Source organism: Paenibacillus tepidiphilus (assembly GCF_008635795.1).
Taxonomy (GTDB): domain Bacteria; phylum Bacillota; class Bacilli; order Paenibacillales; family Paenibacillaceae; genus Paenibacillus_AQ; species Paenibacillus_AQ tepidiphilus.
This window is the reverse complement of record NZ_VWRQ01000015.1, coordinates 100,327-119,381: the sequence shown is the minus strand read 5'-3', so window position 1 is coordinate 119,381 and position 19,055 is coordinate 100,327. Positions and strand designations below refer to the sequence as shown.

Genomic DNA, 19,055 nt, shown 5'->3' with positions numbered 1-19,055 from the left:
GTACGCCGGCTCATATATTCATAGCGGTTTTAGCCCCCTTCGCTTATGGACACAATAAATCTAACCGCTCCCGTATACCTGCCCACACCTCATCCGGTGCTTCCCTTACCTTCATATCCCCGCCCAGGAACAGCAGCCAATGGACCATTTCGGTTACTTCCCCGGGAGAATTCACGTTGATAAATGCCTGTAGACGGGCGGTGGTCTGATAAGGGTCCATATAAGATAGCGATACCTTCAGGGGATGGTATTTCTTAAATTGGGCAATCGCCTTCGGGCCAAGCTCAAGGACAAGGTTAACGGCCTCTTCCTCTTTACTTAGCTTCTCCAGGATCTTCTTGCGGCTCAGCCGCTTCTTCGGAGCATACGGCTCCACAAGGGTGAGATTGTCGACCGGGAGAATCCGCCGCTTCTCCTCCTTCAGATCAAAGCCCTCAATCAGCCAGAGGCCCTTGTCATGATAAAGGTGCAGGAGGTATATGGGATAAGACTGCATCCCCTTCCCTTCGCTCATGGTAGCGAGCAGATAGCTGTCCGACAGAAGGAGCCGGATAAGCTGCTCCAGCATCGGATGGGGCAGGTCCGACAGCTCAAGCAGGTCGGGATTATGGGGATTGGTCCCTTGAAAGAGCAGGATTTGATTCAGATGGACAAGGTCCTCCTGCTGATTCTCCGAAATCAGGCCGAGCAGTTTCTCGGCTAAGGACTGACGGCTTTGTAGATAGGGAAGCTGCTGGTTCCGGGTGGCCATAAAGGCGATAAACAAAGCTTTAATCTCATTGTCGGTGAACCGGACCGAGGGCAGAACGGAATTGCTCATGACAAAATAGCCCCCATCCCTGCCGACTTCAGCGACAAGCGGCATCCCCATGGCTTCGATTTCCCGGATATCCCGGATCGCCGTTGAACGGGAAATGTTAAATTCGCGCATGAGCTCCGATATGGTAAAGCTGGCACGGTTATTGATATACCGCATCAGGGTGTTGATCCGTTCCGTTTTTTTCATCGGGTCTCCTAAATGGTTTCATTTTTTGACACGTTATAAGGTTATTATAATCTCATCAAGTGAAATCACCTTTCATTTGATCCATCCACCAAGGAAAGAAGGTTCTGACTATGGCCAACTATACTCTGGAAGAGAAAGACGGATTCACCGTATTAGGCATTGGAACTGAGCTGAAGAGCAATTACACGGACTATGCCGGCATCAATCAGGAGAAGGAAGCCTTCTGGCGGGCCATCAGCGAAGACGGAAGACTGGGCACCCTAAAGGCGCTTGCTGCTAACGACTATGTGTTCACTGTAAATGAAGCCGTAAACAACAAGATGATGCATTACGCAGGGGTCCTGACAGAAGAGACAATTCCCGAAGCAACCCGGGTGATCCATTTTCCCAAGGGAGATTACCTCGTGGTTCCAGGGGAAGGAAAGACCTCTCAGGAGCTGAGCAATACGCTTACCGGCATCGCCTTTGGACAAGTCCTGGCGGGAGCTACGGATTTCGCCTATGTCGGAGGACCGAATGCAGCGGTTGAGATGGGACAGCGGGACGGCGTATTTTTTGGAGAAATGTGGATTCCTGTTGTGAGGAAATAACCTTGGGGAGGGACGGAATTGTCCAGTATCGTTGATTTCAAGAATGTGACTACAGCAGGCCTGGAGTCCTCGCCTGTCGCTGAAGCGCTGGCCGGTCTGCGCGCCAATGAAGCCCGTTACTTCATGAATAAATACAAGCATGAATTTACGGTGGTGCCGGCAAGTGAAAGCCAGGAGACCCTGGATTACGTGAACCGGGTGTTGAAGGAAGAACGCAATCTCGAATTTGCGGCCAAGCCTTTGGAAACGTCGAGCTTTCAGGTGGAGAATATCCGCTGGGCATACGTGTTCTATGAGGACGGTCTGGAGGTCAATGTCTTGTACACGCTGGATGACCCGAAGAAACGGGCCGTCGGCTTCAAGCTCTCGGAGGGGATGGAAATCCCGCAGGAGTTAGAGGGGAAGTTTAAGTTTGCCCGCCAAAAGTCGAAGCTGGCCGGAACCATCCGCGGCTCATTTTTTGTCATCAAGAAAGAATATTAAGCGGCGGGGGCGGCGAGCCCCCGTCCTCTTCTGCCCCGTACACACGCTGCCCCCGCTAAAGCCGGTTATACATACTCCCTCTTGTACATTAACGTAATCTGACCCGCAATATATTCAGCGCTGTACTCCCGGCCATCCTTAATCCACCACATCATAATCCCCAGCAGCGACGCTGCCACAATATCCACCGAAGCGGCCTTCCTTGCGGAATTGCCGTACTTCGCTTCCCTGCGTCTTTCTATCGTATCCTTCAGCAGATTGGACAAGTGCTTCTTGAAGCCGGGGTGCTCCACCAGCACCGCAAATACCTTCCTGTGCTCATAAAAATAATTCAGTAACGTGACCAGCTGCTCCTGTTCGTTGCCGCTCTTTAGCTGTAACAGAGGTTCAATGTTCACGGATAAGTCCGCAAAAATTTCATGTACGATCTGGCGCAACAAATCGTGAATATCCTCATAATGCAAATAGAATGTGGCCCGGTTCAGCTCTGCACGGCTGGCAATTTTCCGGACGGTCAGCTGCGAAATCTCCGGATTGTCGGCCAGTAGGGAGAACACCGCCTGCTTCAGCATCTTTTTGGAGCGGATGGCCCGCGGATCTGCGTTCTTATGCTCAGGCATTTCATCCTCCGGTGTCGTTTATTTGGTATTTCAGCAACGGATTGCTCCTATTCTGTCGCATAGTCAACATTTTCGCCAGAATTGCAAATAGGAATCACGCCGCAACACTGATATCATACATTTTATTGACACACTGTCGAGAAAGCAATGAAAAGAGGACTGCATAATGCACGAAGAGCATACGGAGAAAATAAACAAAGGAATTCTGCTGACCATCCTGATTCTGGGCTGTTTCCTGTCCACGCTGAATCAGACGCTGCTGAATGTCGCGTTAAGCAACCTGATGGATGTATTTGAGGTCACGGCCGCCACCGTACAGTGGATTTCCACAGGATTTATGCTGGTGAACGGGATTTTGATCCCAGTCACCGCCTATTTAATGAGACGCTTTACTACCCGCCAGCTGTTTATCAGCGCCATGGCATTCCTGCTGGCCGGTTCGGCCATTTGTGCGGCGGCGCCAAGCTTTATGGTGCTCCTGCTCGGCCGTATGATCCAGGCTGCCGGAGCGGGAATCGTCATGCCGCTGATGATGAGCGTGGTGCTGGCCATCTTCCCTGTAGAGAAACGCGGCAGCGCGATGGGACTGCTGGGACTGGCGATGATCTTTGCCCCGGCCATCGGGCCGACTCTCTCGGGATTTATCGTCGAGTACCACTCCTGGCGCTGGCTGTTCATCGGACTCATTCCGCTGGTTGCCATTGTCATCGGCCTTGCGTTTAAATATCTGGTCAATGTGTCGGAGACGGCTAAGCCGAAGCTGGATGTGTGGAGTGTGCTGTTATCAACCGCAGGCTTCGGCCTGATTCTGTACGGCTTCAGCAGTGCAGGCAGCAAGGGCTGGGACGATGCAGTAGTCATCCTCTGTCTGGGGTTCGGGATTGTGGTCACGGCCCTGTTCTGTGTCCGGCAGATCAAGTCCGCCGACCCGCTGCTGAACCTGTCCGTCTTCCGCAACAAAATCTTTACGGTCACCTCGCTGATCAATGTACTCGTCACCATGATGATGTACGCGGATATGATCCTGCTGCCGATTTATCTGCAGACGGGGCGCGGCTTCACCGCCTTCGATGCCGGCCTGCTGCTGCTGCCGGGCGCGCTGGTCAATGCGTTCATGTCGCCTGTCACCGGCAAAATGTATGACCGCTTCGGGGCGAAGCCGCTGTTCCTCATCGGCCTGCTGCTGATCATTCCGGCCATGTGGGCGGTAACTGACCTGACGGAAACGACAACCTATACGTATCTGATGATTCGGACCATTGCTCTGCGCATCGGCCTTAGCTTCATTACCATGCCGCTGAATACGGCCGGACTCAATGCGCTGCCCAGGGAGCTGGGAACGCACGGCACTGCCGTGAACAACACCGTCCGCCAGATTGCCGGCGCCATCGGGACGGCCGTCGTGATTACAATCTATACCGTGCAGGCCAAGGGCCATGCAGTTACATTGCTGCAGAACGATCCTGCTGCACCTGCTGAACGCCTTAGAACCCTTACGTCCATCTTAGGAGCGGGTGACGCCTATTACTTTATGATGATCCTGGCCGCCGTAGCGTTTGTGATCACATTCTTCTTTATGCCGATGAAGAAGAAAGCGCGGAAGGAAGGCCTGTCCGCCGCCGCGGGCAAGGAGCATCCTCAGGCATAGCTTACCACAAGAGCCGTGATCTTCCCCTGACGGGAGGACCACGGCTCTGCTGTTTAATACCAATATATTATTCCCAACTCCGCCGGAACAACCGGGATGGCCGGTGTCCTGCATTCTCCGTGTAGTGGTCGGTCTCTGCCACGAGCCCGGCCACCTTGCGCCGGAAGGCCGCCTTGAGCAGATCCTTGTCCAGTATGACTTCATACACCTGCTGCAGCTCTGTCAGGGTGAACAGCTTCGGCATCAAGTGCAGCGCAATGTCGGTGTCATTGGTCTGCTCGCGCAGCCGTTCGATAGCATAGCCAATGATCTTGGCGTGGTCAAAAGCCAGCCCGTTATTCAAATCTATCGAATACTCGGTGGACCTTGAGGTCGGTCTGGCCGTTACCTTGCGGCTAATCACCGCGGTCAGCTCTTCCTCTTCTCTGCTAAGCTTGAGCTCATAGGTCCATGTCTTGACGTAGCCTTCTTCGAGCAGCTCCTTCTGCTCCCGCAGCAGCCGGTAGCTTACCTTGAACCAGGTCGCATCCTCGGCATCATCCCCGGCTGTTAGCTGAAACCGGCTGCTGTCAATCAGCGCCATATAGCTGCAGCTGATAACCCAGGTGCGGGGGTCACGGCCGACATCGGTAAAGGTACGCAGCTGCTCCAGATAGACGTCGTTTACGCCCGTCTCTTCGCTCAGCTCCCGTGCAGCAGCCTGATCCGCCGTCTCATCCGGCCGCAGGAAGCCGCCCGGCAGCGCCCATTTGCCCAGGTAAGGATGCCCTCCCCGGCGGATCAGCAGGATACGCAGATCTTGTTCCGGGAGCTTGCGGTAGTTATCCGTCTCCGTCTTCGTCACGGTGAAGATCACCATATCCGCCGCCACCGAGGGCCGCTCATAATCCCCTGCCTGGTACTGCGCCAAAAATTCACGCTCCGTAAGTCCGTCCCGATCCCTTAATTCCAACACCGCCGCCTCCTAATTATATATAAGTTGAATATTTGAACTTATCCAAGGGTTAGTCGTAACTGCGGGAAATGTTTGGACTTCCGGCCGCTGTTGTCCCCAGATTTCTTAATTATAACCGCTCTTAGCGGTTGAAATCCGGTGACAAAGGCGGACGCTATCGCTCCTACAGTTCCAAACTTCCCCTTCGCACTCCCACCTTTGATGTCATCTTGTATTCAACCAGTATAGCATTGCAGCTCTCCGAAAAAATTGCTGTAAGGCCGAAACCTCGCCAGCACCTCGTCTACCTTGCGCATGCGTTCCTCCAGCGTTCCCTTCAGCGTAATATAAGGAATCCGGCGCTCCTTCAGATCCGCGATGATCTGCTTCTGAAACACATGCCGCTTCTGATCTCCACTGCGGTCCCATGTATCATCATAAGGGATATCGTCGTCGCACAGAAAGAACAAATCGTACCGCTGCGCATTCTCCAAGGCAAGCCGCTTCAGCAGCTCCGGTGCCTGCCCGTGATAATCCAGGGCATACATATACGTGGTGATGGCATTCGTATCGGCAAACAGATACCGGTCTGCTTCCAGGAGCGCCTGTTCTTCCCGTTCAATATGACCCACGGCGATTTCATTGAAGGCCGCAAGGCTGATCCGGCGGTCCACCTGATGCTCGGCCCAATAGTCCCGCCCATACTCACTGGCATAAGCCGTCCGGTACCGCCGGGCCAACGCTTCGGTAATCGTAGATTTGCCGGTGGACATTGCACCCACAAATACCACCTTGGTGATTAAATCGCGGTACACCAGTTCATCCACGTAATCACGGTATTGATAAGGATTGGAACGAATCATGGTGGCGGAGATCGGCACCTGCTGACGGGCGTCATCTACTCTACGGTCTATAGCGCCCAAGGCAATGCTCATATGCTTGCCATAGAACTCACTCGAATAAAAGTGGGTCACCTGCTCGCCCTGAAGCAGCCCCAGGATATACTGCTCTTCCCGGATCTCATGCTCCCTGTCATCGGAATACCCGTCAGGGCCATCCCAGGCTTCAATAACCCGGGCAGCAGGATAAAGCCTGCGGATCCAGTTCGCCCGGACCTGCAGCGGAACCGGTGAAACCGTCGTATCATAAATCACTACGATCAGCTCATCGACCTCCTGGAGCGCCGTTTCAATCATGTACTGATGCCCTTTATGCAGCGGTGCGAACTTCCCCAGCGTCAATCCAAGCTTCTTCATGACAGTGCCTCCTTAGCGCCCTTGCTCCAGTTATAGTAGCCGTATCCCGCGTTAATCAGATAGGCGCTCCACATCACAATCATCAGCGGGCCTTCGCCGCTGCCTTCCGCTGTCCGAATGACCCAGAGGAGCACTGTGAACATATTCAGCACAATATATACCAGCCATTGTTCCTTAAATCGTCTCACCATTAAGAATGTGGCCACTACTGATAACACTGTGGTTATAGCATCAATATAAGGCGAGTTCTGCCCCGGGATGAAGGATAGGCCGAAGCCAAGCATCAGACAGCCGGCAATACAAACCGCTCCAACGAGCAGCATGCCCTTCAGCTCCATCTGGCGCATAGACAGCTTGCCGCTCTGAAAATTCCTCCGCCACATATAGAAGCCGATCACATTCATCGGGACAAAGAACAGCAGATTCAGCATCACCTCGCCAAACAATCCGTTAATATAGGCCAGATAAGCATAGCCGAAGGTGTTATACATGCCAAATACATAACTCATCAGCTTGCCCTTCGCCGTCAGCACCACGCACAGCACCCCGGTGATAAACACCGTGAATCCGAACAATGAATCCTTGGACAGAACCGTAAAGATAATACCCGTTACAGTGAATACAACCAGCCAGATGATCTCGAACAGCTTCCAATTGCCTAAGGCCTTCTTCATGATGGATCCCTCCATGTCCAGTGATTGGTCTTGATGCGAGCATTTAGCTAAAATTCTTAGTAACTTAATGATAATTTCATTTTGTTACTATCAATATAAATGATGCTCCTGCAAAATGCAAGAAACATTTTCCTGTCGTTTTCTACGCTGAAGCTCACCTTAGCAGCACAAAAAGAGCTCCCCCAAGCAACCACTGCTTGAGACAGCTCTCCGCCCTTGCCTCTTCTAGCTAAAGAGTGTTGTGACCCCCAGTGCAGCGAACAGAAGTATGCCGATGCCCAGGATAATCCCTCCTGCCAGCGAATATCCGACCTCCCGCTGAAACGATGCGGTGCCGGGTCCTCCGGGTGCAGGCGGGCCGGGTTTGGCTGCTACGCCTTCCTGACCGGTGCGCTGGCCGGTACGCCGCCGTTTGTAACCAACAATAAGCAGCACGGCCCCGAGCACACATAAGAAGCTGCCGGGATACACGAATGCCATCCATAGGTTGTCCATAATACACCTCCCTGCGCAGTTGTCTTGGTCTATATTTAACCCCAATGCCTGTGCCCAAACAGGGAAGAAGAAGCGCATTTAATTATCTTTACATTTAATTGTATTTGATAATTTATTTTTAATTTAATGTATATTTTTTACTGGATCATATTGACTTTTTTATGTAAAAAAATTACCATGTAATCAATTTAATGTATTTGGAACTAGTGAATGACTACTCAAAACTAAAACTTGTATTTGCTCAAATTGAATTCTATTATCTTATCTTATTTACTTTATTTTGAAAGGAGGTGAGAAATATGGGTAGCAAAGATAAGGGCAAAAATAAGTACCCCGACTTGAATAATAATACAGATATTTTTGGAGTTGGCGCAGTTAGAATGGCAACTACGAATACAACAGGTGGTGGCGGCTCAGGTAATACAGGAAGTTGTGGCGTTAATGTAAGTTGTATACTTTGCTGTTGTATCGGAAGTGGTGGAGGAGCAGAACACAAAAAAATTTATCCTAATGTCTAGAAAGCTATACTTATCCGAGTAGACATGAATGCCTAATTAATTTAAATTTAATGTCTGCTCGGATTATGAGGAGAGAAATACTATGGGACTGATTGAAGGTAACAAAGCCACTTACAAAGTAAACAATTATATTACATATGAACTTGATGATGGCGAATTGGTAGTAATGCATAATAAAGGAATTGTAAAGATAACAGATTCACGCATGAAAGAATTAATTATGAATTGGGATGAAGCCTTAATTAAAGAGACTAGCAATTACTATTTGAAAAAATTATTCCAATCTGACTTTAAGGCTGCTGTAGAATTTTTAATAAGCAACTATATTTTAATAGAAGAACCAGAAATAAATTATAATTTAAAAAACATTTATTTAATTACAAATTCCAAAGAAGTTTATGATTTATCTGATAATATCTTTGATAGTAAAGTAAGTAACCTTGCATATCAAAAGAAATTTATTGCAGAAACCACTGATTATACAGAAAATCTATTAATTGATAATTATTCATTATTAATAGTTTTTCTAAATCCATATAGCAAAGAACTTGCCCAAACACTCCAGAATCATGTTATAGCCTCAGAAGGATCTATTTTGCTTATGAGTTATGTTTACAACTGTAACTTTTACATGGATTCTCTCTATTTTCCACAGTTAAAAAATCCATGTCATCTTTGTCATATGGGACATATCGAGGCCCAACTGCGGATAAACTCTACCGGAAATATAACTTATCAACAAATAATTGATTCTATATATTTTAATAAACCGAATTTTCCGATTTACTCTGTGTTATCTAAAAATAACATCATGAACATAGCAACTTTGTTAAGTAACAAAATTTCAAAATTTATAACTCTTGAAAATGGTGAATTAATATACCCGGAAGAGTTGCAAGAATGTTTTATGTTAGATCTTCAAACAAATAAAATGCAAACAGATTACTCATTGCATTGGGAGCTATGTGATTGCTATGAATAAATTAGAGAAAAATACAGTTGAAAGATCTTTTAGTGATTATATATACAACCTTTGTTTGCCTAAAAAAATTGAGAATTATATTATTAAATTTCATCAAAGTAGTTCATTTATGCAGAATAAATATAGTTTAAATAATAATACAAATAGCGAGATTTATTTTTGGTTAAGACAGATAGAAAAAAGCGATGTATTACCAGAATACTATGAGCAAAAAATCGATTTAAAAAAGCTCGACAATCTAAATATTAAGGGGAGCTTTAGAGAATATAATCCTGAAATGAACTTTACATTTGAGGAACTTTCACAAGTCATAAATAGTTCATTTGGTAGAGATATGAATAATCTTTCAAAACGATATGGTTCAGCAGGTGCGCTCTATCCTGTTATCCCTTTGTTATTACACTTTAAGACCGATAATCTTCTGGAATCAGGCGCTTACGTATATCATAGTCTTGACCAAAGTCTTTTAAAAATAAAAAGTTGGACGATAGAAGAAGCACATAACATAAAATCCAACGTATGTTTTTTTTCTGATAAGTTACCCAATACATGTATTGCGTATGCCATTGATATAAGAAGAGCAATTGTTAAATATCATATAAGAGGATATCGACATGCCCTAATAGAAGTGGGAGCAATGAGTCAAGTATTTAAAGAAAGTTTACACCAATTAAAGGATAACGTCGGTGAGGTTAGCTGGTCAGGATTTAATGACAATGAGTTAAGCTATAAGTGTGGACTTAATGTTAGATTATGCCCAATAGTAATGCTCCAATGGTTTGGACATGTAAAAAACAGGAAGTGATTACTATGCTATATATGAGCGAGCCATTCCATTTTAATATACCTCAGCAGAAATTTAACATCGATAATATTTACACCTCATACTGTAAAATAGGAAACTATCCATCATCTGGATATATCGGCCCGGATGGATCAACTGCCATCGACCTTAACAAACATGGTTCCTTGATTAAAGCCTTTTCTGAAATTGTCGAGAGAAGGGCTCTTTCACTAGGAAGCACAGCTATAAAAAAGGAACAAATCGATGTTATTAATTTAAAAAAAAATATAACCTCAATTATTAGTAAAGATTATACTTCATATTCATATAACCAAGAATACCCAATTGATACAACCGGAACAGCGTGTCACTCCAGTTCAAATAATTCAATATATTATGCTTTAAAAGAACTAATAGAAAAAAATGCCCTTTTTATCTTTTGGTATGGAAAAAAGGGGGTGCAAATCGAGAACAAAGACGGTAAATTTAATCAAAATAAATTAACGATGGGTTTGAACAATAACAGAAAGAATGTTATTTATTTTTCAATTGATTATTTCTATCCCCTAAGAGTGATATTTTCATTTATTGTACTTGATAACTATATTTGTTCATCTGGAGTAGGCTCTTCATTTTGTTTAATGGAAGCTGCACAAAAGGCTCTTCAAGAAGCATATTTATTGCAGTGGAAAGATGAGACTCTAGAGTTAGTTGATTCACAAAATTCAACATTCAAAAAAAAACACGAGAACCATTCAGAGTATCTTTCTCATTTAGAAAGCTATGAAAAGGTTAGTTCTTGGGAATTATTAAATGACATTCAAGAAAAAAAAACATTTAGCGTATCAAGACTTCTAGAAGTGTTACCGACTTGGATAGAGGATGTATATCTCATTCCCCTTCATCAAGTAATTGCAAAAAAAGTTAAATGTGTAAAGGTTTTTTCTCCTTTTATGTATAACCATATACCAATTAAAGGATTACTGAACCTTGATAATCCCATGAATAGGAACACGATTAATTTAAATTATAAGCATTTGTTAAACCTGCCCGACTGCACTGTCCTATAGTTAAAAATCATGAAACAGGAGCTGATATCTTGTTAAATAACTTAACTAACGGTACTCCTTTTTTCATTAAATCAATTTACACTAAACAAAATATATTCTTAAATGATTATTATCAAACTGACATTATTCCTTTTAAAGAAAATGGCCCTCAATCAAGCTCCGTAAGTTTCATAAAAACTAACACTTTAAAAGCAGCTATAGGTGAACAATTGGAACGGAGTTCACTCTATATAAATAACAAAAGAATGCTCGACCAACACATTAGTGGGGTCAACATGGCTACTTCTGAAAAAACACTCGTTCCTTTATATAGAATTTTACTTAACTGGAGCGTTCCAGTTTTGAAAAATATGAACCTTAATGGCCTCTTCAATGATACTTGCGGCGCTGCTTGTCACGTAACCTCATCGTCCAGTATCAACACAGCATTTTTAGAGTGCTTTGAACGTCAGTGTCTCCTTTATAGTTGGTTTACTAAAGCTAATGCTATAAAACTCAATACAACGTCATTAATAAAAGATTTTACTATTAATAGAATTTTAGAGATGGCTTCCTTCCATATTTCAGAGCTACACCTATTCGATATATCACTATGCGAAGAGGTAAAGGTAATTTTATCAATAGGCATAGGTAAGGATACAAAAGGTGTCGGGCTATGTGCTAATTGGAGCTATAAAGATGCCATCATAGGAAGTTTAAGTGAACTTTTTCAGTACATCACCATTAATCAAAATAATGATAATATTAAACATATGCTTAAAGGAGACAATGATGACAGCCTTAATCCGTTGCTTTATGGGCATCATTTTTTGAATGTGAGTCCAAGCGCATTAAAATCAGATTTTCAATACTTATATAATTGTCCACTTATTAATGTTGATCTAACCATTGAAAGCATGTCTCCAAGTTCTCTTAGCGATAAAGTAAATATAATATCAAATAAAACAGGTCTGGATTTTGTCCTATGCTACATCCCCCCAATCAATAAATATTTTAGTACAAAAACAGTAAAAGTATTATCTCCGCGTGGTTTCCCTCATATGTACGCTGCGAAAATAAATCCAAATGAAATTGAATTTCTGAAAACGCACAGGAATGAATTTCATAATATTGGAAGAATGATTCCGTTTGGTTAGGAGTTATTAAAATGAAAATTATTAGCGAGTATTTTAGATTATTTACTGTCATGATGCTAAATAATAAAATCGGGTTTGTGTGGTATCTTATCTTCCCTCTGGTCGCCTTTTTTGTATATAACTACTCCTGGATAGCAACTAAGCCCCAGATAGAGACATTTTACTTAAACTCAAGTCTGTTTATCTCCTATATCTCTTTCACCATGTCTATTGATGTAACAACTAATTTAATCGCTATGCGAGAGAATGGATTCTTGAAAATGTTCAAGTTTGTTTCCGGCAGCAAATATGCAATCGTAATTGGGAAATACCTAAATCAGCTGTTTTTTCTGCTCCTTGCAGTACTCATTTTTACTGTGACAACCGGAACTGTATTTTTAGATAATACCCATGATTTTTTAAATTATATAGGTATATCATTGTTGGCTTGTTTACTTGGTGCGTTAACGGTTTCATTATTTTTGTTAATTTTAATGCTTTTGCCTATCAAACAAGAGTCTCTCACTACTATTTTAAACATGCTATTATTTGTTTTATTTATTGCAAGTGCGAACGATTTATCAAGCCTCACACATTATGGAGCTATTCTGGTATTACTGAATCCTCTCGATTACATCAGAAACTTGACATTTTTAATCGGTAATTGGATCAGTGGTATGAATTTCACTCATATAAGTACGGCTAATATCATTGCCATTGGTTGTATTTACATACTCAGTGGCTTAATTGGACTACGATATTTCAAGATTGTCTCTGTAGCTGCGCGAACCTAATATTAGGAGGAATACATGATTACAGTTAAAGACTTGTCTTTTTCGTATAAAGATTCCAGTCGTTTAAATCTGGACAATTTCAATGTTCAGTTTCATGGCGGACTCATTAATGTCATCCTTGGACAGAATGGATCAGGTAAAACAACCTTCTTTGATATCATAACGAATGTTATTCCATGCCCAAAAAATGTTGAAGGTCTCCCAAAAGAGAAGGAAATCGTATATCAACTGCAAGGACTTTATTTCCCTAATACCTTAAAAGGCAAAGATCTTTTTCGTTTCTTCTTGTATACCAACCATAAAAATACGATCACGATTACTAAGAAACCATACAGTGACGAACTTATGAGCCCATTTGAATTAGACCTTGTTGAACGAATCTGGAATATGGAGTTTGGAAAAATGTCGGTTGGTGAACGCAGGTACCTGAGTATTCTTGCGATAACACTGATCGACCGTAAATTGTATATTTTTGATGAACCGACCTCGGGTATAGACCCTGCTGCTAGATACTACATTCTCAAAAGAATTGAACAACTCGCATTAACCAAAAAATGCACTGTACTATTGTCAAGTCATACCCTGCATGATTTCGAACAAATAAGATGCAAACTATATTTATTGCATCGTGGAAAATTGAAGTTTGAGGGCACTTACGCTGAATTCTTAAGCCCCAGTGAACTAAGCAATCCAGACCACGCTTTCTTCTTGCAAGTCCAATAGAACTATCTAAAACAACAATGGGGACATCTAATACAGATGCCCCCATTTTCGGCTTAATTCGTGATACCCACACTTCCAAACACGGCCTTATTGCGCGTGTCGTCCCCCGGATTGCTGAGCGCCATGCCGATATAGACCTGGCGGTTCATCGGAATCTGTATACTCCCGACCTTCTGCCAGCGTTTACCGTCAGAGGAGACCGAGCCGGTAAAGGTATTTCCCTTACGGCTCAGCTTCAGCCAGCTCGGAGCCGAGGCATCCGCGGTCTGGTCGGCCATACTGCCCGCAGTCTCTGTACGATACTGGAAGGTTGCTCCATTCTCGGGGGTCAGCATCATATCCGCATGCTTCGCATTGTTATCCAGCGCCTCGCGAATCATAACACCTGCCTTGGCCCAGCCGTTCATACGGTCCGTGGACCGCACTTGAACCACAATCTCCGCATCGCCTTTCACAGACTTATATACGAAGTTCAGCTGATCCGCCCTGCCCCAGATATCCGTGGAGGTGCTGCTCATTGTGAATTGCTTCTTGGATGAATTGTAGGTGGTATTGCCCGGCATGGACCCGATGTTTCTGGCCTTCCAGCCTGACGGCAGCTGAGCCGGATAGTCTTGCTCCCCCGGCGTGGACCAGTCCGGGGTAGGCCAGGTGATCCGTTCATTAATTTTGGCCAGCTCGCTCTCCGGCCAGGCTCCATAAGCAAAGAACGATAAGCGCTGCACGTCCGGATAATTCTCGCGGATTCCCTGATAAATCTCCTGATACTCATCATCCGTCCAGTCATTATCCAGCGTAGGTACAATGGCCACATCGGTGCCGCTGATCCGGTCACTCGTATCCTTCAGAATGCCGTACTCTGTGCTGTAGACCCAATCGCTGTCGAAGTCCCAATCGTCAAAGTAAGCCATCGGGGCCACAAAATCAATGTAGTCCTTGAACTCGGCTACATTCTGCCCCACTTCAATAAATTCCGGCGGCAGAATATACACGCCAAGCTGCACATCCGGGCTCGAGGACCGGGAAATATCGTCACGGATATCGCCTACATACTGTCCGATTTGCTCGGTCCGCCACTTATTCCATTGCTGCCGCCGCGCAGAATCCGCATCGAAATTAATTGTAAGCGGCGAATACCCGAACTCTGCCTCATATTTGTCCACCGTATAATCGCTGACGTCCATGTTGTAATTGTCGAAACGGATCCAGTCCAGCACCACGCCGTCCACCGGATAATTCTCGATCACTTCCTGGATGATGGAGCGCTCATAAGCCTGCACCTCATGGTGAATCGGATTGACGAAGTATTCGTTGTCGTTCGCGCCTGTAAACGGAGTCTGCACCCCATCCACCAGTGCCTGCATCTGCCATTCCTTATGCTTCAGGAAGGCCTCCTGATCATGGAACTGCGGAATCCAGGCGTGAACCTTGATCCCTGCTGCATGGGCTGCCGTGATAACCTCCTGCAGGGCGTCGAAATCCTCGTAGCCTTGGGCGATTGGAGCGATATCACTCTGATAGAAGACCCGGCCGGACGGAACTTCGTCGTCCTCATCCTGCTTCACATTCATGCTGATGACATCGACGCCGTAACGCTCGGCCATTGCCACAAAATCCTGGACATCCGCACTGTCCCTGAACTGGTTTACCGTTCTTACAATAACCTCCGTTTCAAAAGGGGGATTATCCCCCTCCGCAGCCTTAGCCGGAACGGCAGTACCCGTTACCGAAGATGCCAACACCAGGCTCAATGCAGCAATGAACTTTGTTTTCAGCGCATATGACATATTCCCGCCTCCATATAAATAGTTTTATTTATATTTCAAACCAGAATTATTTCGTTGCGTTGATCTTCTGGACATTCTCCTGCCACTTTTCCGTTTTGAACTGAAGCAGCTTATCGAGTCCGGCTTTTTCGGCGTTCTTCCTAGCCGTTGCCAGTGCCGACAGCACCTCTTCATCCGACTTGGCCTGAACCATCTGGGCGAAAGCAAGCGTATAAATATCCTGAATATTCTGGGCAATGATACCGGTCTCCGTATCCGGTACCGGATCAGTATTTACAAACTCGGTGATGTCCAGCGCGGTCTTCCAGGTTACTGTGGACTGCGCCACCGTTTCCCACGATTTCTGGTTCTCCGAAAGCGAAGCCTCAAGGGCCATTTTGGCCGTATCGATAAAGGTCGTATTCCCCGCCCAGTTGAAGTCCTCAAATTTCCGCATCGTTTCCGTACGCTCGTTGGCCGCCGTTGTCTTGTACTTCTCATTCGGAATCGGCGCCCCGTCCGCATCCTCTTCATCCCAGTACAAGCCCTTAGGTCCGAAGAAGAGTACCTTCTGTCCCTCCGGACCCGTGATCCAGTCAAAGTAGGCGAAGATTGCCTCCGGGTCCTTGGCTTTCTTCGTAATTACGTTGACGTTCCAGCCCAGCGTCTCAAAGCCGCTTACAAACACCTTGTTTTTGTCCAGCCCGGCTTTATGCACCGGCCAGATAATTTCATATCCGCTGTCCGGATTGCCTGCCGTCAATGCACGGTGCCCCTCGGCTCCGTACGTCGTGATATTGGACTCGACCATGACCGCCACGCGGCCGGTGTTTACCTTTTCCTTAACCGCATCCTGGGTTTGCTGCAGCGCATCCTGGGTAATCAGCCGCTCGCGGAACAGCTTGTTGACGTACAGCATCATTTCCTCGAAGGCAGGATCGTCATAGATCGGGAGCAGCTTGTCGCCTTCCGGATAGCCCATAAGAGAGATGAATTTGCTGGTGGCATTCTCCCGGAACCCGCCGTACATAATTTCCAGGCCTGCCCCCTTCTCCCCGACCTCCAGAGGCACCACATCCGGATACTTTTCTTGCACCTGAAGCAAATACTGATACAGATCGTCGAAGGTTTCGAGCTTCGGTTTGCCGAGCGCGCTATAGATATCCTTATTGACCATCCAGCCGCCGTTGCCGAATTGGCCTGAGGTATACCAGTTCGGGATCTGATAGATCTTCCCGTCCTCGGAGCGGAGCAGATTGAGGGTGGATTCCTTTACATATTTCTTGAAGTTCGGATACTTCTCATAGTAGTCATCCAGCGCAACGAGTCTTCCGGCCTGCACCAGCCGTTCTACCGTGGAGCCCCGATCGGTGAAGATCACATCCGGCAAATCGCCGCTGACGATCATCGTATTCAGCTTTTCCGCGGAAGCTCCTCCCGACTGCACCGGTTCAACGGTAACCTTCCGGTTCTCCTGAATCCACTTCGTTGCCTCATTCTCCCCCCAAGGCGCTGTCGTAAGCCAGTCATAGTTTCCATAAAAGCTGAAGGTAACGGGTTTAATGCCGCTGCCGTCATCTGCTGCTGCCCCGGTATTCGCATTACCCTCAGTTGTATTCTGCGAAGCGCCAGAATTTCCGCCGCCGCTACAGGCCGTGAGAGCTAGCAGCAGGGAGACCGTCAGAAGCGATGCCCCTTTTAATCGATTGCGCATACTTATCCCTCTTTTCTACACAATATGGTGACTGCTATTCTTTCAATGAACCGATCAACACGCCCTTAACGAAATACTTCTGGAGAAAAGGATACGTCAGAATAATCGGAACCGTAGCGATCATCATCGTTGCCATAGTCAGCGACTTGGTGGTAATCGTCCGATTGCGGTTCATGTGATCCAGAGCGATGGCATTCGAGGAACCGATTTCCGTCATAATGTTGGAGTTCATAATTTGCCGCAGCAGCGTCTGTATAGGGAGCAGTTGGTCCTGCGTAATATAGATCGCGCCTGTAAACCAGTCGTTCCAGTAACCCACCGCTGTAAATAGGGAGATCGTAGCGAGCACCGGGCCGGAGACGGGGATGACAATCCGGAAGAAAATCCCGTAGTTGCTGCAGCCGTCGATCTTGGCCGATTCCTCCAGCCCGTCGGGCAGCGCAGCGAAGAAGGTGCGGATAACAATCATGTTATAGACACTGATGATGCCCGGAATAATCAGCACCCAGAAGGTGTCCAGCATCCCAAGAGCGCGGATCAGCATATACGTCGGAATGAGTCCCCCGCTGAAGAACATCGTGATCATGAAGAACACCATGTATTGCTTGCGGAACAGCAGGCTCTTCTTGGACATTCCGTACGCTAACAGCGCGGTAAAAAAGACGGATAACGCTGTGCCGCTCAGGGTTCGCAGAATCGTTATCATGAAGGAATTCAGCAGGCGGCGATCCTGAAATACAATATAATAATTCTCCAGTGTGTACGCTCTTGGCCACAAGGTTACGCCGCCGAGCGCCGTATCGCTCCCTTGATTAAAGGAGATCACCAGTGCGTTCCAGAACGGATAGAGCATGACCACCGCCATCAAAGTTAAGAGGAGATAAATCGTCCGCTGCATCATTTTGTCGCCCAGGCTTAGTCTCATTGTTCACCCTCCTCAGGTTGTAGGTCTACCAGAGACTGACATCGGCCCGGCGGGCGATTTTGTTGGCTGTCACCAGCAGAATTACACTGATTACCGCTTTGAACAGCCCTACCGCTGTCGCATAAGAGAATCTGGCATTGAGTATTCCCACACGGTACACATAGGTGTCGATCACATCGGAGTAAGGCCGCAGAATGGGATTGGTCGCCAGCAGCAAAATGTCCTCGAAGCCTGCACTAAGCAAATTGCCGATGGCCAGAATCATAAAGATGATAATAACAGGAGCAATACTGGGGAGTGTAATTAAGTAAATTTGCTTAAACCGGCTTGCGCCGTCTATCGAAGCGGCCTCATACATGGCTGGATCAACGCCTGCAATGGCGGCCAGGTAGACAATACTACCGAACCCGATCTCCTTCCACACGTTGACGCTCACGAGAATCGACCAGAAGTATTCCGGAATCGCCAGGAAATTCACCGGCTCCTGAATCAGGTTGAGCCGTTCCAGCAGGAAGTTCACCGTTCCGTTGTCCACGGACAGCAGCGAGAACACAAAGCCGGATACAATAACCCAGGACAGGAAATAAGGCAGGTAGCTGACCGTCTGAATGAACCGTTTGAAGGCCATGTTCCCGACTTCATTCAGCATCAGTGCCAGCAGTATCGGGGCAGGAAAGGTAATGACCAGCTTCAGCAGGCTGATAACAATGGTATTTCGCATCACATTCCAGAACTCGGGGGCTTCGAAGAACATTTTGAAATTCATCCATCCCACCCATGGGCTTTCCAGAATGCCGTTAAAAATATCGTACTGCTGGAACGCCATTACCACGCCGTACATCGGAATGTAGCTGAATATAGCAACAAAGATAATTCCCGGCCAAACCATGGATTGTAAATCCAACTGATTGGTCAATTTCTTCCATACACCTGGTTTAACGGCCGCCTTCATCCGCTT

General features: G+C 46.3%; 20 protein-coding genes. 10 read left to right on the top strand and 10 right to left on the bottom strand.

Annotation, left to right across the window (positions count from 1 at the left end):
* Nucleotides 1–43: 43 nt before the first annotated feature.
* Nucleotides 44–1,006 carry a helix-turn-helix transcriptional regulator gene (locus F1379_RS19195; protein ID WP_150272785.1) on the bottom strand — a complete coding sequence of 321 codons (963 nt, stop codon included), beginning with the start codon at nt 1,004–1,006 and terminating at the stop codon, nt 44–46.
* 110 nt (nt 1,007–1,116) lie between these two features.
* Between F1379_RS19195 and F1379_RS19190 the strand changes: the two genes are divergently transcribed.
* Together F1379_RS19190 and F1379_RS19185 are read left to right on the top strand one after the other, a co-directional pair.
* A complete protein-coding gene (locus F1379_RS19190) occupies nt 1,117–1,596 on the top strand; it encodes a GyrI-like domain-containing protein (RefSeq protein WP_150272782.1) in 480 nt (159 codons plus the stop codon).
* 18 nt (nt 1,597–1,614) lie between these two features.
* The gene (locus F1379_RS19185; protein WP_150272780.1) at nt 1,615–2,079 is read left to right on the top strand and encodes a phage tail protein; all 465 of its coding nucleotides are present in this window, start codon (nt 1,615–1,617) and stop codon (nt 2,077–2,079) included.
* A gap of 65 nt (nt 2,080–2,144) precedes the next feature.
* Here F1379_RS19185 and F1379_RS19180 read toward each other — a convergent pair whose 3' ends face one another.
* Entirely contained in the window at nt 2,145–2,699 is a 555-nt protein-coding gene (locus F1379_RS19180; protein WP_150272778.1) for a TetR/AcrR family transcriptional regulator, read from the bottom strand.
* A gap of 166 nt (nt 2,700–2,865) precedes the next feature.
* Between F1379_RS19180 and F1379_RS19175 the strand changes: the two genes are divergently transcribed.
* Nucleotides 2,866–4,347 carry a DHA2 family efflux MFS transporter permease subunit gene (locus F1379_RS19175; RefSeq protein ID WP_150272776.1) on the top strand — a complete coding sequence of 494 codons (1,482 nt, stop codon included), beginning with the start codon at nt 2,866–2,868 and terminating at the stop codon, nt 4,345–4,347.
* Between the two features lie 67 nt (nt 4,348–4,414).
* Here F1379_RS19175 and F1379_RS19170 read toward each other — a convergent pair whose 3' ends face one another.
* The 4 genes from F1379_RS19170 to F1379_RS19155 form a co-directional block, all read right to left on the bottom strand.
* Nucleotides 4,415–5,299, bottom strand: a complete 885-nt coding sequence (locus F1379_RS19170) for an NUDIX hydrolase (protein ID WP_150272774.1) — start codon at nt 5,297–5,299, stop codon at nt 4,415–4,417.
* Between the two features lie 218 nt (nt 5,300–5,517).
* The gene (locus F1379_RS19165; protein ID WP_150272772.1) at nt 5,518–6,537 is read right to left on the bottom strand and encodes an AAA family ATPase; all 1,020 of its coding nucleotides are present in this window, start codon (nt 6,535–6,537) and stop codon (nt 5,518–5,520) included.
* Nucleotides 6,534–7,211: a nicotinamide riboside transporter PnuC gene (pnuC, locus tag F1379_RS19160; protein ID WP_150272770.1), complete on the bottom strand. Its 678-nt coding sequence runs from the start codon at nt 7,209–7,211 to the stop codon at nt 6,534–6,536. Before pnuC ends, F1379_RS19165 begins: the two co-directional genes overlap by 4 nt.
* A gap of 225 nt (nt 7,212–7,436) precedes the next feature.
* Nucleotides 7,437–7,706: a hypothetical protein gene (locus F1379_RS19155; protein ID WP_150272768.1), complete on the bottom strand. Its 270-nt coding sequence runs from the start codon at nt 7,704–7,706 to the stop codon at nt 7,437–7,439.
* A gap of 299 nt (nt 7,707–8,005) precedes the next feature.
* Between F1379_RS19155 and F1379_RS19150 the strand changes: the two genes are divergently transcribed.
* The 7 genes from F1379_RS19150 to F1379_RS19120 all read left to right on the top strand — a co-directional run bounded on the left by F1379_RS19150 (nt 8,006) and on the right by F1379_RS19120 (nt 13,692).
* The gene (locus F1379_RS19150) at nt 8,006–8,224 is read left to right on the top strand and encodes a hypothetical protein (RefSeq protein ID WP_150272765.1); all 219 of its coding nucleotides are present in this window, start codon (nt 8,006–8,008) and stop codon (nt 8,222–8,224) included.
* Nucleotides 8,225–8,306: 82 nt separating this feature from the next.
* Nucleotides 8,307–9,206 carry an McbB family protein gene (locus F1379_RS19145; protein ID WP_150272762.1) on the top strand — a complete coding sequence of 300 codons (900 nt, stop codon included), beginning with the start codon at nt 8,307–8,309 and terminating at the stop codon, nt 9,204–9,206.
* A complete protein-coding gene (locus F1379_RS19140) occupies nt 9,199–10,011 on the top strand; it encodes a nitroreductase family protein (protein ID WP_150272760.1) in 813 nt (270 codons plus the stop codon). Before F1379_RS19145 ends, F1379_RS19140 begins: the two co-directional genes overlap by 8 nt.
* A gap of 5 nt (nt 10,012–10,016) precedes the next feature.
* On the top strand, nt 10,017–11,060 hold the full coding sequence (locus tag F1379_RS19135; protein ID WP_162551213.1) for a YcaO-like family protein: 1,044 nt from the start codon (nt 10,017–10,019) through the stop codon (nt 11,058–11,060).
* A 29-nt stretch (nt 11,061–11,089) separates the two neighbouring features.
* A complete protein-coding gene (locus tag F1379_RS19130) occupies nt 11,090–12,196 on the top strand; it encodes a YcaO-like family protein (RefSeq protein WP_150272756.1) in 1,107 nt (368 codons plus the stop codon).
* Between the two features lie 11 nt (nt 12,197–12,207).
* Nucleotides 12,208–12,969, top strand: coding sequence for a hypothetical protein (locus F1379_RS19125; protein ID WP_150272754.1), 762 nt, complete (start codon nt 12,208–12,210; stop codon nt 12,967–12,969).
* A 15-nt stretch (nt 12,970–12,984) separates the two neighbouring features.
* Entirely contained in the window at nt 12,985–13,692 is a 708-nt protein-coding gene (locus tag F1379_RS19120; protein ID WP_150272752.1) for an AAA family ATPase, read from the top strand.
* A gap of 53 nt (nt 13,693–13,745) precedes the next feature.
* Here the strand turns inward: F1379_RS19120 and F1379_RS19115 are convergent, their stop codons facing one another.
* From F1379_RS19115 to F1379_RS19100, 4 genes are read right to left on the bottom strand one after another with little or no spacing between them, the layout of a single operon-like run.
* Nucleotides 13,746–15,479: a family 10 glycosylhydrolase gene (locus F1379_RS19115; RefSeq protein WP_150272750.1), complete on the bottom strand. Its 1,734-nt coding sequence runs from the start codon at nt 15,477–15,479 to the stop codon at nt 13,746–13,748.
* Between the two features lie 46 nt (nt 15,480–15,525).
* Nucleotides 15,526–17,172, bottom strand: coding sequence for an extracellular solute-binding protein (locus F1379_RS19110; protein WP_150272748.1), 1,647 nt, complete (start codon nt 17,170–17,172; stop codon nt 15,526–15,528).
* 34 nt (nt 17,173–17,206) lie between these two features.
* On the bottom strand, nt 17,207–18,097 hold the full coding sequence (locus F1379_RS19105; RefSeq protein ID WP_150272747.1) for a carbohydrate ABC transporter permease: 891 nt from the start codon (nt 18,095–18,097) through the stop codon (nt 17,207–17,209).
* Between the two features lie 25 nt (nt 18,098–18,122).
* Nucleotides 18,123–19,049: an ABC transporter permease gene (locus F1379_RS19100; RefSeq protein ID WP_150272746.1), complete on the bottom strand. Its 927-nt coding sequence runs from the start codon at nt 19,047–19,049 to the stop codon at nt 18,123–18,125.
* Nucleotides 19,050–19,055 lie beyond the last annotated feature (6 nt).